At 34.0% G+C, this 16035-nt stretch carries 11 protein-coding genes; 8 read left to right on the top strand and 3 right to left on the bottom strand.

The window, feature by feature from the left end; all coding sequences use genetic code 11:
* The first annotated feature begins 31 nt into the window (after positions 1-31).
* From CGEO_RS06735 to CGEO_RS06725, 3 genes are read left to right on the top strand one after another with little or no spacing between them, the layout of a single operon-like run.
* The gene (locus CGEO_RS06735; protein ID WP_075494879.1) at positions 32-1198 is read left to right on the top strand and encodes a peptidoglycan DD-metalloendopeptidase family protein; all 1167 of its coding nucleotides are present in this window, start codon (positions 32-34) and stop codon (positions 1196-1198) included.
* 14 nt (positions 1199-1212) lie between these two features.
* Entirely contained in the window at positions 1213-2637 is a 1425-nt protein-coding gene (mgtE, locus tag CGEO_RS06730) for a magnesium transporter (RefSeq protein ID WP_075494877.1), read from the top strand.
* Positions 2622-3200, top strand: coding sequence for an NUDIX domain-containing protein (locus CGEO_RS06725; protein WP_075494875.1), 579 nt, complete (start codon positions 2622-2624; stop codon positions 3198-3200). The genes mgtE and CGEO_RS06725 overlap by 16 nt, the downstream gene beginning before the upstream one ends.
* 244 nt (positions 3201-3444) lie before the next feature.
* Here CGEO_RS06725 and CGEO_RS06720 read toward each other — a convergent pair whose 3' ends face one another.
* Positions 3445-4923, bottom strand: a complete 1479-nt coding sequence (locus CGEO_RS06720) for a DUF4153 domain-containing protein (protein ID WP_075540435.1) — start codon at positions 4921-4923, stop codon at positions 3445-3447.
* 171 nt (positions 4924-5094) lie between these two features.
* On the opposite strand from CGEO_RS06720, the gene CGEO_RS06715 reads away from it, so the two are divergent.
* Complete coding sequence (locus tag CGEO_RS06715; RefSeq protein WP_172658122.1) at positions 5095-6228, top strand: MFS transporter; 1134 nt, start codon at positions 5095-5097, stop codon at positions 6226-6228.
* Between the two features lie 81 nt (positions 6229-6309).
* On the opposite strand, the gene CGEO_RS06710 is transcribed toward CGEO_RS06715, so the two are convergent.
* Positions 6310-8868 carry a translocation/assembly module TamB domain-containing protein gene (locus CGEO_RS06710; RefSeq protein ID WP_075540437.1) on the bottom strand — a complete coding sequence of 853 codons (2559 nt, stop codon included), beginning with the start codon at positions 8866-8868 and terminating at the stop codon, positions 6310-6312.
* 216 nt (positions 8869-9084) lie between these two features.
* On the opposite strand from CGEO_RS06710, the gene groES reads away from it, so the two are divergent.
* Positions 9085-9348, top strand: coding sequence for a co-chaperone GroES (groES, locus tag CGEO_RS06705; protein WP_075494867.1), 264 nt, complete (start codon positions 9085-9087; stop codon positions 9346-9348).
* Between the two features lie 11 nt (positions 9349-9359).
* On the top strand, positions 9360-10997 hold the full coding sequence (groL, locus tag CGEO_RS06700) for a chaperonin GroEL (RefSeq protein WP_075494865.1): 1638 nt from the start codon (positions 9360-9362) through the stop codon (positions 10995-10997).
* A gap of 1169 nt (positions 10998-12166) precedes the next feature.
* Here groL and CGEO_RS06695 read toward each other — a convergent pair.
* On the bottom strand, positions 12167-12796 hold the full coding sequence (locus CGEO_RS06695; protein ID WP_242647962.1) for a helix-turn-helix domain-containing protein: 630 nt from the start codon (positions 12794-12796) through the stop codon (positions 12167-12169).
* A gap of 163 nt (positions 12797-12959) precedes the next feature.
* On the opposite strand from CGEO_RS06695, the gene CGEO_RS06690 reads away from it, so the two are divergent.
* Entirely contained in the window at positions 12960-15365 is a 2406-nt protein-coding gene (locus CGEO_RS06690; RefSeq protein ID WP_075540438.1) for a molybdopterin-dependent oxidoreductase, read from the top strand.
* Between the two features lies 1 nt (position 15366).
* Complete coding sequence (locus tag CGEO_RS06685) at positions 15367-15903, top strand: hypothetical protein (protein ID WP_075531787.1); 537 nt, start codon at positions 15367-15369, stop codon at positions 15901-15903.
* Positions 15904-16035 lie beyond the last annotated feature (132 nt).

The raw sequence follows: 16035 nt of genomic DNA, 5'->3' as shown, positions 1-16035 counted from the left end.
ATCGATTGATTAATCAACTTTAGGTGTTTTAATGGCTAGAAAAATTCTTTTTTTGTTTTTGTTTTGTTGTTCGGTTTTTGGTTCTGGCTTTACTATGGAGCAGTTTAAATGGCCAGCTGGAGTAAGCTTTTTAAAATTCTTAAGCGATAATGAAATACCATCATCGTTATATTATGATTTAAGTCCAGAAGATCAAGAACTAACCACTGAGATAGCAGCTGAGGCGAGTTGTGAGGTTTTAAAAGATGAAGATGGAAAGATAGATCAAATTTTAATACCCATAAGCGATGAGCTTCAAATTCAAATTTTTAAAGATGCAAAAAATAAATATAAGATTGATTTTACCCCGATTGCATACAACGAAAGCACCTATACACTAGGCGTAACAATAGAAAATTCGCCATATATCGATATAAACGCAGCAACAGGAAATGGCTTTTTAGCAAATGCTTTTATGCTTATGTTTAACAAATCTGTGAATTTTAAAAACCTTAGAAAAGGCGATCAAATCGCACTTTATTACACTCAACGTGATAGACTCGGACAGCCTTTTGGACAGCCTCAGATAATATCTGGTATGATAGAAGAAAATGGAAAGAGCAACTATCTTTACTACTTTGATTCAAAGTATTATGATGAGCGCGGAAAAATGAATGAAAAATTTCTTTTTAAACTACCAATTCCTGGAGCTAGAGTAACATCTAAATTTACTCCAAAGAGATTTCATCCGGTTTTAAAAATTTATCGTGCACATTTAGGCACTGATTATGGTGCTAAAAAAGGCACTCCGATAAAAGCTGTTGGTGATGGAAGAGTAAGTTTTGTAGGCAAAAAAGGTGGCTATGGAAATACTTTAGAAATTCAGCACGTTGGCGGATATAAAAGCCTTTATGCTCATCTTAGTAAATTTGCTAAAGGTATAAAAAATGGAGCAAGAATTAAGCAAGGCGAAATAGTTGCATATGTAGGAAATACTGGGTTAGCAAGTGGCCCGCACCTTCATCTAGGACTTTATAAAAACAACAAGGCGATGGATTTTCAAAAGGTTGTATACACTGCAAAAGAGAATATAGAAACTAAAGAAAAAGTGCTTTTTCAAAAATTTGTAAAAGAGCAAAACCAAAAGCTTCAAAAAGCAATTGGTGGGCATAATAATCCTGCTAAATTTGTGCAGTTTGATAACTTTATAGAGCTTTAGAATAAGGAAAATTTATGCCAAAAAATGAGTCAAATAGCAAAACAAATGATGAAAACGATATCCAAAAAAAAGAGCTTCATGAGGATTTTTTAGAAGCTAAAGAGCTGCTTGACTCCCATATAAACGAAACTTCAGAAGATGAGTTAAGTGGTGTTGATATCACCGAACACTTAAAAACGCTAAAAAAACATGATGAAGATGAATACACCTCATACTTAGAAAAACTTGACGCTGAAAGCTTAGCAGACGCAGCTATCGAGATGCCAGAGCATATGTTAAAAGATGTGCTTGAAAATGTTCCAAAAGAAAAGCTTGTTGAAGCTATGGAAGAGCTAGAAAGCGATGATCAAGTTGAGCTTTTAGAATACATCGATGATATTGATGAAGTAAAAGCTAGAGAAATTTTTGATGAGCTTGATGATGATGATAAAGAGGATATTTTAAAGCTTTCAAACTACGATGAGGATGAAGCTGGCGCGTATATGCAAATCGAGCTTTTTAAAGCAAATTTAGATGAAACTGTAAAAGAAGCGGTTGATAGACTAAGAAGCTTAAGGCATACTGGCGAGTTAGAGAGCGTTTATCAGCTTTTTGCTGTTGATAAAAAGGGCGTTTTGAAGTATTCGATACCGCTTGCGGATTTGATTATCTATAATTTTAGTTTAACGATTGATGAAGTTGTAAGAAGCGCTAAAGAAGATGAGTTTAGACCTAAATTTGCGCAAGATAGCGAACATATAGATGATGTTGTTACTAAATTTGAGAAATTTGATCTATCTGTTTTGCCGGTTGTCGATAGTAGGGGAGTTTTAGTTGGTAGGATTACTACTGATGATATACACGATATCATACAAGAAAGAGCGACTGAGCAGATTTATAACCTAGCTGGAGTTGATGATGAGGCAGAGGAAGAAGATACACTTTTTAAAGCTGGAAAAGCGCGCGCTATTTGGCTGCTTTTAAACCTTTTTACCGCTCTTATCGCCTCTTTTATAATCGGTTTTTTTGACAAGACGATTGAAACTATCGTTGCGCTTGCTATTTTGATGCCTATAGTTAGTGGTATGAGTGGAAATGCCGGAACACAAGCACTTACTGTTACGGTTCGCCGCTTAGCGCTTGGTGAGATTGAGTTTAACGATAAAAAAGGCGTTTTGAAAAAAGAGATAGGAATCGTTCTTGTAAATGGACTTGTGTTTGCCTGTTTACTTGGCATTGTTGCTTATATCTGGTTTGATATAGCTATGCTTGGTGTTGTTATAGCGTGTGCGATGTTTATAAGTATTATGTTTGCTGGATTTTTGGGTACAGTTATACCTTTAACTCTTAAAAAACTCAACATCGACCCAGCAGTTGGCTCATCTGTTTTACTAACTGCGCTTACTGATATCATAGGATTTTTTAGCTTTTTAGGACTTGCGACGTGGATACTACTATAAAAAATGTAAAAATAACTAAAATGCCAGAGTCAAATTTCATAAAACCATTTAGAATGGAGTTTGAAAGAGATGGAAAGGCTATGCATTGGGACTGTGTGAAAGTTCACGATAGTGTGAGTGTGCTTTTATATCATGAAGAAAAAGAGGCTTTTTTGCTTGTTAAGCAGTTTCGACCTGCGGTTTGGTGCAGGCAAAAAGAGGACGTTTTAGAGCGCGGTTTTACATATGAACTTTGCGCTGGAATCTTAGATAAGGGCATTAGCGAAGAAGAGACAATTATAGAAGAAATTTATGAAGAGGTTGGTTATAAGGTAGAAAATGTCGTAAAAATCGGCTCGTTTTATAGCTCTTTTGGATTTGCTGGTGGGAAACAGACGATATTTTACGCTAAAATCAACGAAAGTATGAAAAAATGGAAAGGTGGCGGTATAGATAACGAACAAATCGAACCATTTTACCTACTTGTTAAAGATGCGATGAAATTTGTTTATGATGAAAATTATGTAAAAGCTGCTAGTATGGCGTATTGTTTTATGTGGTTTAATGAGAGATTTAAGAAATAATTTATAAATTTAGAGCGAATTTGGTTGCGGTAAAGTGATTTTTTACTAAATTTTTAAATTTATTTATGTTTTAAATTTGCACATTTTGGCTATAAAATTTTGATTTTTTACTAAATTTCTAAGCTAAATTTAAAGACAAATGAAAAATAAAATATTATCTTTTAAATTTCGCCAGCACGTACACATCTTTTAAATTTCAAAGTCAAGCAAAATTCGCTCTTTATAAAACAAATTTTTATTCATACTACAAACACAGATCAAAATGCGCACTTTTTAATGTGCTATGTTCATCAAAAGTGATGTAGTTTATAAAAAATTTAACACCATCTATTTTAAAATTTACACTTTTTTCGCTGCTTTTTTCTAGAAATTTAGTTGCGATTTGCTCTTTTTTTATCGTTTTAGTCGAGTTTGAATCAGCGATAATAATGCTAAAATTATCCGTTATAATATCTAGTTTATCAGCCTTTACCTCACTTTTATACTCATCTAGCCTTATATCTTTGATAAACAGCTTACAACCAGCGACGTTGGCGTATTTTACATACTTTTGATACTCGATTGGTTCTTGTTTTTTTAAGGCGTTTTGTAGTATTTTATGCTCTTGCTCGATTTTTTCTGATAGTTTTGCATTTAATTTTTTAAGATAATCATAAGCTTCATTTGCCTTTTTGATGTTGGTTTTATAATTGGCTAAAAACACATTGGTTTGAGACTTTATAGCGATATTTTTTGCGCTAAATGGCGAAATAGTAAGTATGTATATGATAAAAGCACTAAACAAAAAAACGCGCGAGAGTCTAAATTTAGCACCCAGCGCATATAAATTTGTAACAAACAAACTAGAACAACACGCAAAAACATACACACGGTTCACGCTCCAGCCATACTCGTTTACTCTCACGATTATCGCGTAAAAACAAAACAAGATTATCGGTAAAAAGGCGGCTTGAAGCCATTTTTTATATGCAGCGGTGTGGTTTGTTATAAAAAAAGCAGTTGCAAACAGTACAAACCACATCATTAAATTTATCACGCCGCTTTTTTCATCGCCGAAAGCATAGAGTAAAATATAAATATATAAAAATAGCATATATAAGCAAATAAATCCATAAAATCCAATAAATCCAATCTTTGCTAGGATAAATTTAGCTCTGTTTTCACGAACATTTTTCAAAAAATATAGTAAAAATATAGGTATTAAAATCCAACTTAGTTTATATAAAAAAGTGATATTTACACTAAAAAGGTACTCGCAACTAGAGAGCAAAATAATATAAATGATAAAAAACAGCAAAAGATAAATCGCGGCGTTCACGCAATTTAGCGCTATATGATTAAGCGCGTCATCTTGAGTTACAAAATTTCGCGAAAAAGCAAAGATATAAAGCATAAAATTTGAGCTAAAAAGAAGCAACATAATCCAAAAATCAAGCAACCCAAAAACAAAATAGCAAGAGAAATAAACATAGAGAAAAAATGCCAAAACAGCCCATTTAACGCGGAAAAACTGTTCGCAAAACATCGCAAAAGGTATAAGAATAAACAAAAACATATAAAATTTACTCTCAAACATCAAGTATGATAAATTTGGACTAATATATGAAAATAAAAAACTAAATTTAGGTATATAATCAAACATTTCACTTATAAACAAAGAAAACAAAAAAGCAGTTGTTATACTCATAAAATGGTGTAAAATCGTAGTTTTATAGTTGTTCATTTTGCTCCTTAAAAAATATATTTTATCATATTTATGCGCTATATTTATTTTAAATTTATTTGATTAACAAGCGATATACTTAAATAAATTTAATCAATTATTTAAATATAAAATCTAAATTTATATTATGCTAGAATACAAGCTTACTTTTTGACTAAATTTAGGATAATTATGAATCGCGTTACACTTTTTACAAAACTAACTTTGCTTTTTATTGGTTCGGCTGCAATGCTTTCAAACCTTGCTGTAACTACGGCTATGCCGCACTTAAAACAGTATTTTAACTCACCATTTATCGAACTTTACTCGCGACTTATGATAACACTTCCAGCACTTTCGATTGCCTTACTTTCACCATTTTTAGGCATTTATATCGCTAAATTTGGCAAGAGAAACTCAGCACTTGTTGGCTTTGTGCTTTTTACGCTTTTTGGTAGTGCGGGGCTGTATTTAGCGCAAATTGAGGCCTTGCTTTTATCTAGGTTTTTGCTTGGTATTGGGATTGCTGTGATTATGATAGTAACGACTTCACTTGTTGGGGACTATTTTGAGGGCGAGGCAAGGTATAAATTTATGAGTTTGCAAAACTCGTTTATGGCGGCTGGTGGGGCTGTTTTTGTTATAGGTGGTGGAGTTTTGACTGATATTTTTTGGCGGCTACCTTTTGGTGTTTATTTGGCTGGTTTGCTCTTTATCCCTGCTGTGATTTTGCATATTTTTGATGTCAAAAAAGTAGAAATTCATGAGAGTTCAAAACTAACAAAACCACTATATTTTATCTTTGGTTTGGGATTTTTATATATGGTGATATTTTTTATCTTGCCAACGCAAATGCCGTTTTTGATAATGGATATTTATGGTGCAAGTGGCAAACTAACGGGCGCGATAATAGCAACATCGTTTGTCGGAAGCACCATCGGAGCGATATTTTTTAGCCCATTTAAGGCAAAATTTGGCTTCGCGCAAATCTTTTTACTAGCCGTTTTGATAAACTCGCTTGGTTTAGTTGGCGTTGGAATCGTGAAAAATATACATTTTTTCTTTCTAACTTCATTTATCATAGGTTTTGGCGGAGGACTTGCGATGACAAATATGAGTGCGTGGATGCTCTCTTACACCAACATTCACCAGCGAGTAAAAGCCTCATCTTTACTAGTGAGTGCTATATTTTTAGGACAGTTTATATCGCCTTTTATGACTTTTCCAGTTGTTGCTAAAGTCGGCATTCAAAATGCTTTTTTATACATTGGCATAATGCTACTTTTTATCGTTGTTTTGGGCTTTTTAAGAGTTTTAAGAAAGTAAATTTGGAGCAAAGCTAAGTTTGCTCCGGTTTTAAAGATGTTTTAAAAACGCGTTTTGGCATAAATTTAGACTAGTTTTTGTTTAAAAAAGCCCTTTTATAAGGTTTTTGATATCTTTGTTTGGATCTTCTTTAACGCTTCCATCGCTGTTTTTTTCATCTTTTGTGCCAAAAAGTTTATCAAGTCCTTTATCAAGCTGTTTTTCTAACTTTTTCTCAAGATAGTTTGAGCTAACTTTGACTTTTGGCTCTTGTGTCGTGCCGGTAATTTCTGCTTTTATATCTGTTTTTTCGATGTTGATTGAAACAGGTATATTAATGCGAGAAGTTGTGGTATCAAGTGTGCCTTTTGTGACATTTAAGTCCATTTTTGGCGCTTTCATCATAGAGTTAAAATCGACTAAATTTTTGTTAATATTTCCTTTTATATATGAGTCATTAAAAACTTGTTGTGTGATATCGCGCCTTGCAGCTAAGCTAACAGCGGTGGTTAGCGAGCTTTTTTTCAATCTACCGTTGTTTATATCTACGTGAAAATCGCCTTTTTGCGCGGTTGTGTTGTAGTTAAATACCATATCGCCGATTCCTTCGTAAAAATCGCCAAAATCAAGCATTTTTGTAAGTCCTGGGATTTGGAATTTATCAAGCGTTGCTTTAAGCTTTTCGTTTGTTAAATTTGCTTTAAATTTACCGCCAAAAAGGTCTGAATTTGATGTTATGACTAAATTTTTAGCATCTTTTTTAATATCTCCATTTAAAGCTATCTGCCCGACAAGTTTTTTCCCAGTTAAAAATGCAAGTTTTGATAAATCCTTAATGTCTGCTTTGTAGTTTGCGCTAAACTCGCCCTTGTTGATATCGTAACTTCCATCAAATTTATTCAAATTTGCTAAATCAGAGCTGATTAAAGATGTAAAATTTGCTAAGGAATTTGCTATGTTTACATCTGCGTTTGCGCTAAATTTTACCCCTTTTGGAAACTCTTTATTTAGTAGTTTACTAAGTCCACTTTGCGATAAAACGCCGCCGTTTAGCTTTAAATTTGCTTTTCCATTTAGGTTTTTTATATCGATACTACTTAAATTCAGCGTCGCTTCTAAATTTCCACTAGCAAGGGCTTCTTGACCGATAAGTCCAAAAATGTCAGCTAAATTTAACCCAGTTATTTTAGCTTCTAAATTCTTGCCATTTGAGGTTGCATTTATCGCGCCACCAAGCGCTTTTACATCAAGATTTAGGCTTGAAAGAGCGTTGTTTTTCATACTAACTTCGCCATCAGCTTTAACGCTTCCGTTTAGGGTTTGTTTGGTAAATTCTTTAAGTTTTGATAAATCATCAACAACGCCACTAAATTTAGCACTTAAATCCTTGTTTTTCAAATCATACGTTGCTGTAACGCTTGGCACGTTAAGCAAATTTGAAGTTAAATTTGAGACTAAATTTACAACGCCATTTTCTATTTTTACTGTTGAGTTTAGTGCGAAGTTGTTGTTTTTAGGAAAGTCTAAATTTGCGAGTTTTTTAAGCTCAGTTGGGTTGATTGAGCCATCGCTTATCTTAATGTTGGCATTGCCTTTTATATTAGCAGTTTGATAGATATCATTTATCAAAACAGTGCCATTTATCACGCCGTTTACGGCTTTTGACATAGATACGACGCCCATTAGTTCTTGTGTTTTTATGCCATTAATTGTAGCGTTTAATGTACTATCTTGAAGCTTAGCAACGACTTCGCCACCAAAACCCTTAAGAGCAAAATCAACGAATTCAAGTTTGTTATTTGCAAACTTTAGCGCCCCATCTACGTTTAAACTACCGCTAAGTTTTTGTTTGATAAGTGGCTCAAGGTTTGCTAAATTTGTAACTTCAACTTTAAAATCACTAAGCAACTCTTTGCTATCTAGGTTAAACTCAGTCTTTTTTGCGCTTAAATTTGCTAAGCCTGATGCTAAATTTGTGCTAGCCAAGACGATGTTTTTATCAAGATTTATATTTGAAGTTAAATTTAGAGCTAAATTTGAGTCTAAAGTTATATTCATATCTTTTAGAGCTTCTTTATTTAGCGCCATATCATCAGAGAGAATTTGCGCAGTGCCAACGGCATTTTTTATATTTGCTACAGCGTCGATTTTACCGACTAGATAGGCTGGTTTGTTTAGTAAAGCAAGAGCTTTTTGTATATCTAGCCCTTTTGCATTAAGTTCTACATCAAAAGGTTTAAAATCTTTTAAAGTAGCCAGTAAACGCACGTTTGAATTAAGCATATTTCCAACGCCATTTACACTAAAGTCATCAGCTTTACCACGAATTCGCCCAGCTAAGCCCATCTGCTCGTTAAGCTTTATTTTAAAAGTTTGCAAATCTTTTACTAAAACATTGTAGTTTAAGTCAAAACTTTGAGAAAACAGCGAGTAGTTACCATCGATATTTGCCATAATTTCGCCATTAAGAACTGCATTTATGTCAAGACTACCAAAATTTAGGTCAAATTTGGTAAGTTTGACATCATAACCGCTCTTTTCTTTGGCGATTTTTTCTATATATGGTTTTACAAGGTTGTTACCAAAGCCGGTAAATAAGATGATATATAGTGCCACTAGGACAACTACAACGAAAATTGATAAAATTTTTAAAAATTTCATGAAATCTCCTTTATTTTATGTTACATTATTGTATCAAAATTTGGTTAATACTCTGGTTTGGTTTGTATTATAAAACTTGAGTCAAAAAGACTAAAAGTTTATGATAAATTTAGCGTTAAGTATTGACAAAAATTAAAAATTTGCATATACTTTCATCACTCAAAAAGCTTGAGTGCTAAAAATATCAATAAAATTTAATAAACGAAAGGATGAAATATGAAATTTCAACCACTTGGAAAACGCGTTTTAGTAGAGCGCGAAGAGGAGACAAAAACTACAGCGTCTGGCATTATCATTCCAGATAACGCCTCAAAGGAAAAACCATCATCTGGTAAAATCGTAGCAGTCGGTAAAGAGTGTGAGGATGTAGAAGTTGGCGATACAGTTGTCTTTGCAAAATACGCTGGTAGCGAAGTTAGTATAGATGAGAAAAAGTATCTTATACTAAATTTAGAAGATGTTTTAGGTAAATTAAAATAAAAGGAAAAATCATGGCAAAAGAGATTATATTTTCAGATGACGCAAGAAATAGACTATTTAACGGCGTAAAAAAACTAAATGATGCAGTAAAAGTAACAATGGGGCCAAGAGGCAGAAACGTGCTAATCCAAAAAAGCTTTGGTGCTCCAGCGATTACAAAAGATGGTGTAAGCGTTGCAAAAGAGATAGAGCTTAAAGACACAATCGAAAATATGGGCGCAAGCTTAGTTCGTGAAGTTGCAAGCAAGACTAATGATGAGGCTGGAGATGGCACTACAACAGCTACGGTTTTAGCTCATGCGATTTTTAAAGAAGGTCTTAGAAACATAACAGCTGGCGCAAATCCAATCGAAGTAAAAAGAGGAATGGATAAAGAAGCAGCTGCAGTTATCGAGATATTAAAACAAATTTCAAAGCCTGTAAAAGATAAAAAAGAGATAGCTCAAGTAGCAACTATCTCAGCAAATTCAGATGAAGTTATAGGCTCGCTTATAGCAGATGCGATGGAAAAAGTTGGCAAAGATGGAGTTATAACTGTCGAAGAGGCAAAATCAATCAACGATGAGTTAAATGTCGTTGAGGGTATGCAGTTTGATAGAGGTTATTTAAGCCCATATTTCATCACAAATCCTGAGAAAATGCAAGTTGAGCTAGCTAGCCCATATATCTTGCTTTTTGATAAAAAAATAGCAAATTTAAAAGACTTGCTTCCAGTATTAGAGCAAGTTCAAAAAACTGGTAAACCACTTTTAATCATCGCTGAAGATATCGAAGGTGAGGCTCTTGCAACTTTAGTTGTAAACAAACTTCGTGGCGTGCTAAACATAAGTGCGGTTAAAGCTCCTGGATTTGGCGATAGAAGAAAAGCAATGCTTGAAGATATCGCTATCTTAACAGGTGGTGAAGTAGTTAGTGAAGAGCTTGGAAGAACGCTAGATAGTGCAAGTATAACTGATCTTGGACAAGCTGAAAGAGTAGTAATCGATAAAGATAACACAACTATCGTAAATGGCGCTGGTAAAAAAGAGTCAATCGATGCAAGAGTAGCTCAAATCAAAGCACAAATCGCTGAGACAACAAGTGATTATGATAGAGAAAAACTACAAGAAAGACTTGCAAAACTAAGCGGTGGCGTTGCTGTTATCAAAGTTGGCGCTGCAACTGAAACAGAGATGAAAGAGAAAAAAGATAGAGTTGATGACGCGCTTAGTGCTACAAAAGCAGCAGTTGAAGAAGGCATCGTTATAGGCGGTGGCGCGGCACTTGTAAGAGCTAGTTTAAAAGTTAGCTTAGAGTTAAGTGGTGATGAGGCTATAGGCGCTGGTATCGTAAAAAGAGCGCTTTTTGCCCCACTTCGACAAATAGCAGAAAACGCTGGTTTTGACGCTGGCGTTGTGGCAAATGAAGTAGCAACTGCAAAAGCTGAAAATTTTGGATTTAACGCTGCAACTGGCGAGTATGTTAATATGTTTGAAGCAGGTATAATCGACCCTGTTAAAGTAAGCCGTGTAGCGCTTCAAAATGCAGTCAGCGTAGCAAGCTTACTTCTAACTACAGAAGCTACAGTTAGCGATATAAAAGAGGATAAACCTGCAATGCCAGCTATGCCAGACATGGGCGGTATGGGTGGAATGGGCGGCATGATGTAGTCTTTGACTCATCGGCTTAACTTCAAAGCTCTTTTTAAAAGCTTTATAAAACTTAACCCCTTGTTAATCAAGGGGTTTTTAAATTTAAATCCAAATTTATACAAAATCGCTTAAAATCAACTTTACCATCTGTTTTATCAAACATTTTATCTTTAATTTGCATTTAAAATCGGCTTGTTTGCAACTTTTTAAAAATTCTAACTTATTTAAAAATATATTTGTTTAAATTTATACCAAAGTTAAACATTTTTTGATAGATTCTCTTAACAAAATGCTTAGTTTGTTTTACTATTTTTAGAAGCTGTTTTTATGATAATTTTTATAAAAATTAAGTTGTCAAAATATAAATTTATAAGATATTTTTTCTATTTTGCCTTGTTTTCTGGGCGCTTTGTGTTTGTTTGTATGTAAATTTAGAAAACGCTTTTTATATCTTGCTTGCTTTAATCTCGCTTATGTTAAAAATTTAAATTTAAGAAATTTATTATGCAAATTTACTAATTTAAATAAAATATTAATTATTTTATAATAAATAAAACTAAATTTAAACTATAAATAAATTTAGTTAAAATTTCACAACTTAAAAAGCGAAAATCATATTTAAAACCTTTAAAATCAAGAAAAAGCGCATTTGGGCAGATAAAACTTACGCTTATTTATATATTTTATTTTGCTGTGTTTGATATATTTGATACTTTTGAAGTATTTTACGTAACTACTAAAGTGGCTTGGCTGAGGTAATTTTAGGGTTTATATAGATGAAGGCTTTAAAAAGCGCAAGCTGTATATGGTGCTAAATTTGATAAAAATATTTTGGTTGATTATCATTTTTTTATTTATTTGTGTTATTTTTTATATTGCTGATACGCTTTTAAAGCGATGAAAAATCAGCCAACAATCACTATTTTGGTATCGAGTAGGCTACTTTTGTTTTTGCTATAATCTTTTTAATTCATAAATTTAAAATTTATTTTAAGTTATATTTTTACGTAAATTTCGATGTTTAGAAGCTATGTTGCATATATTTATTGTGTTAATTAGCATTTGTATAGAAATTTTTACCAAAAACAGCTTTCTTACAAGCATTTTAGTACTTTTGAATACATTTTGCTTTTAGCTTAGAATACAACAAAACAGTCAAAACAAGAACTTGCCGGTGAAAATTTAGGTTATGAAGTATACAAAATATAGCCTTTTGAGTGGACGTTTTTGATGTTTAAATTTAGCTTTCTTTTTAGGTTTCCGACTAAATTTTGCATGACAACTCTTGAGCTAGACTCGCTATCATAAACTACTTCATCTATCATCTCAAATGTAGTAAGTTTGCCTAAATTTGAGGCGAGCATGATTATGAGTTTATGCATTTTGCTTGTTAAAAAAAGCTGAGTATCGTTTTCATAAATTTGCTCTTTTAAGATATCAACTTGTATATAGCTGTTTAGTTTAATGGTATTTATTTTATCTTGCAAGACTAAAAGTTCAATATTGTCAAGAATAGCGCTAAATTTAACTGGTTTAAAAAGAACAGCTGATGCTCCACCGCTAAATTTTCTTAACAAAGATTGGTAAACTTTTCTATCCTTTGCTAAAAAAAGAAACTGCTGTTTGGGCTTCATATTTAAGATGGTAAAAATGTTAAAGTTCTCTAGAATGTCTAAATCAAGCACGATAATGTCAATGTTTACATTACAATTTAGATAAAGATGTAAAAAATTTTTACCAGTTGCAGAAAATAAATTTTTAAAAATATCGCTTTTTGACTTAATTTTATTTTGTAAAAATATATCATCTGAGACCACAAGAACGGAGAGATTATTTAACTTCGTATAAATTGGAAATCCTTCATTTATAAATTTTTTTATCTATTGTATAAAAATAAGTTAAATTTAATTTTAAGATTGATTTTTTAATGAAAAATTTAACTATAATCTAGTGTAAATTTAACTTTAAACAGGAGATAATATGTCGATTTCAAGACGAAAATTTCTAAAATCAACTGCTGCGGCAGCTACGGTAGTAGCGAGTGCAAACCCGTTATTAGCAGATGAGAAAAAAGGCGTAAAAACAGTGCCACATGCTTCAAATGTCGGAGCATTTTACGCTGATGTAAAAGATGGCAAGATAGTAAAAATTCACCCACAAGAGTCTGATAAAGACCCAAAATATCCAGGTAGCGAAGCGTGGATAGATAGAGTTTATAGCGACACTCGTATAAAATATCCTTGCGTTAGAAAAAGCTATCTTGAAGCAAAAGGCGATGTTTCTAAAATCGCACCACAACTTCGCGGCAAAGAGGAGTTTGTAAGAGTTAGTTGGGATGAAGCTATGGCGCTAATCTTAGATAAGCTTAAAAGTGTAAAACCAGAAGAGATTTATAACGCAAGTTATGGTGCGTGGGGACATCCAGGCTCACTTCATAACTGTTCAGCTACAGCGGGACGTTTTTTAAACACAGTTTTTGGTGGCGCTGTTGGAATGGATGGCGAGCATAGTAACGGCGCAGCCGGTAAGGTAAATACTACGATAGTTGGGGACTTGGAAGTGTATTCGCTTCAAACTGCTCACGAAGTTATACTTGAAAATACACAAGTTTATGTTATGTGGGGTGCGGATTTGTTTAAATGTAATCAAATCGATTACAAAGTCGCAAACCGTGGAAACAACCCATACTATGATAAATACGCAAAATCAGATATCAAATTTATTACGATTGACCCACAATATACTCCGATTGCAAAACGCTTTAATGCACAATGGGTTAAAATCAGGCCAAACACCGATGTAGCCTTGATGCTTGGCATGATGCACTATCTTTATACAAGCGGCAAATACGATAAAGAATTTGTTGAAAAATACACCGATGGACTTGATAAATTCTTGCCATATCTACTTGGAAAAACAGAGGATAAAGTCGCAAAAACAGCGTCTTGGGCAGCAAAAATCACAGGCGTAGATGAAAAAATCATAACAGCTTTGGCTGATACTTTTGTAAGCAACCGCACATTTTTAGCTGGAAACTGGGCTATGCAAAGAGCACAACACGGCGAACAAGTTGATTGGACGTTGATAGTTTTAGCAGCATTTATCGGACAAATCGGACTTCCTGGTGGGGGATTTGGTTTTTCTATGCACTACTCAGGTGGCGGACAAGCATTTAGTGGTGTTATGCTTCCTGGCGGGTTAGCGCAAGGCAAAAACAAAGTTAGAGCAAAAATTCCAGCTTCAAGAATCGGCGAAGCGCTTTTAAATCCAGGTAAAAAGATTAAATTCAAAGGCGAAGAGATAGTTTATCCTAAATTTAAAGTGTTCTATAATGTTGGAGCAAATACTCTTGGTCATCAACCAAACGCAAATGAGCTTATCAAGGGACTTAGAACGCTTGATATGGTTGTTGTGCATGAGCCTTGGTGGACACCAACAGCGAAGATGGCAGATATCGTTTTACCATCTACAACTCCACTTGAAAGAGATGATATAAGCTATGGTGGTTCATACTCACAAGACTATGTTTATGCGATGAAAAAGGTTGTTGAGCCGCTTTTTGAAGCGCGAAATGACTATGATGTGTTTGAAGAGATGGCAAAGCTAGTTGGAGAGCGTCAGTGGCGTAAATTTAGTGGTGGTGGCAAGAGCAAAGAGGAGTTGCTTAAAGGCTTTTATGAAAGAAGCGATTGTCCAAATTATATGAGCTTTGAGGAATTTTGGGAAAAAGGATTTGTGCATTTTGAACCATCAGAAGAGGCTAGAAAGTATGTAAGACACGCTGAGTTTAGAGCAGATCCAGTGGCAAATAAGCTAAGAACAGAAAGCGGTAAAATACAAATTTATTCACAGAAATTTGCTGAGTTTAAACTAGATGATTTTAAAGGTCATCCGATGTGGTTTGAGCCAACTGAGTGGCTTGGGGACGTAGAAAAAACAAAAGCTTATCCATTTCACATAGTTAGCCCACACCCAACATATCGCATTCACTCACAGATGGATAACAGCTTTATTCGTAAAGCTTATAAGGTAACAAACCGTGAGCCTGTGATGATAAATGATGAAGATGCTAAAAAACTTGGCATAAAAGATGGCGATGCGGTTGAAGTATATAACGAGCGCGGAAGCGTGATAGCTGGGGCTGTTGTCACAAAAAATATAATGAGTGGAGTGCTTTCTTTGCAAGAAGGAGCATGGTATGATCCAGAAAATATAGATGATGAAAAACCAAGATGTAATGCAGGTCATATAAATGTCCTAACTCCATCTTTCCCAACATCGACAATGGCTCAAGCAACATCGGTAAATACTTGCTTAGTTGCGATTAAAAAAGTTGAAGTCAAGCCATATGCTGGCATAAAAACTCCAGTGGTAAAAGGAGCGTAATATGAAAAAAGTTTTAGTTTTAATAGCGGTTTTATCAAGCTTTGCGTTTGCAAAAGGTGCGTTTATATATAATGTAAAAACTGATTTGCTAGATGAAAAAAGCAAGGCGGTTGTTGGTGAAATTTATGAAGGAACGCCAGTTGAGGTTGTTAAAAAAGATGGTGATTTAACGCTTATAAAGGTAAAAGGCGAGCAAGTTGATGGCAACGCTACAGCTCTTGCTTATAAAAGTGCTCCACTTATAACTTTTTTAAACATAACAAGTGGCGAGGCAAAAAGTGGTGCTAAATACTTTGTAAAAAGCTCTGATTTAAGCCAACGCGAGTATCCATCGTGGGAGGAAGTTGAGTTGGTGTATTATGATACTTGCACATCTTGCCACGCAGGTCACCATCCAGCCGAACACGCGATGAATGAGTGGGATGCGTATCTATCTGCTATGCAGTATTTTGCTAAGATAAACGACGCTGAAAAAGCTAGAATTTTGCGATTTTTACAAGCTCACGCAAAAGATGGCATAGCTAAAGAAGAAGAGTAATGGGGCGATAAATTACTTTTAATCATATCTAAATTTGGGGCTAAATAGTCCCAAATTTGGTTAGATTTAACTAAATTTGACCAATAACTATATTAAAATACAGGTTGATATATAAAGTTTAAATTTAAAAGT

This window comes from Campylobacter geochelonis (assembly GCF_013201685.1).
GTDB classification, from domain to species: Bacteria; Campylobacterota; Campylobacteria; order Campylobacterales; family Campylobacteraceae; genus Campylobacter_B; species Campylobacter_B geochelonis.
The sequence above is the reverse complement of the archived record's forward strand: the minus strand, read 5'-3'. Positions and strand labels throughout refer to the sequence as shown.

Coding starts and splice junctions, on each gene's coding strand:
- CGEO_RS06735 (WP_075494879.1), top strand. CDS start 32: ATGGCTAGAAAAATTCTTTTTTTGTTTTTGTTTTGTTGTTCGGTTTTT.
- mgtE (WP_075494877.1), top strand. CDS start 1,213: ATGCCAAAAAATGAGTCAAATAGCAAAACAAATGATGAAAACGATATC.
- CGEO_RS06720 (WP_075540435.1), bottom strand. CDS start 4,923: ATGAACAACTATAAAACTACGATTTTACACCATTTTATGAGTATAACA.
- CGEO_RS06715 (WP_172658122.1), top strand. CDS start 5,095: ATGAATCGCGTTACACTTTTTACAAAACTAACTTTGCTTTTTATTGGT.
- CGEO_RS06710 (WP_075540437.1), bottom strand. CDS start 8,868: ATGAAATTTTTAAAAATTTTATCAATTTTCGTTGTAGTTGTCCTAGTG.
- groES (WP_075494867.1), top strand. CDS start 9,085: ATGAAATTTCAACCACTTGGAAAACGCGTTTTAGTAGAGCGCGAAGAG.
- groL (WP_075494865.1), top strand. CDS start 9,360: ATGGCAAAAGAGATTATATTTTCAGATGACGCAAGAAATAGACTATTT.
- CGEO_RS06690 (WP_075540438.1), top strand. CDS start 12,960: ATGTCGATTTCAAGACGAAAATTTCTAAAATCAACTGCTGCGGCAGCT.
- CGEO_RS06685 (WP_075531787.1), top strand. CDS start 15,367: ATGAAAAAAGTTTTAGTTTTAATAGCGGTTTTATCAAGCTTTGCGTTT.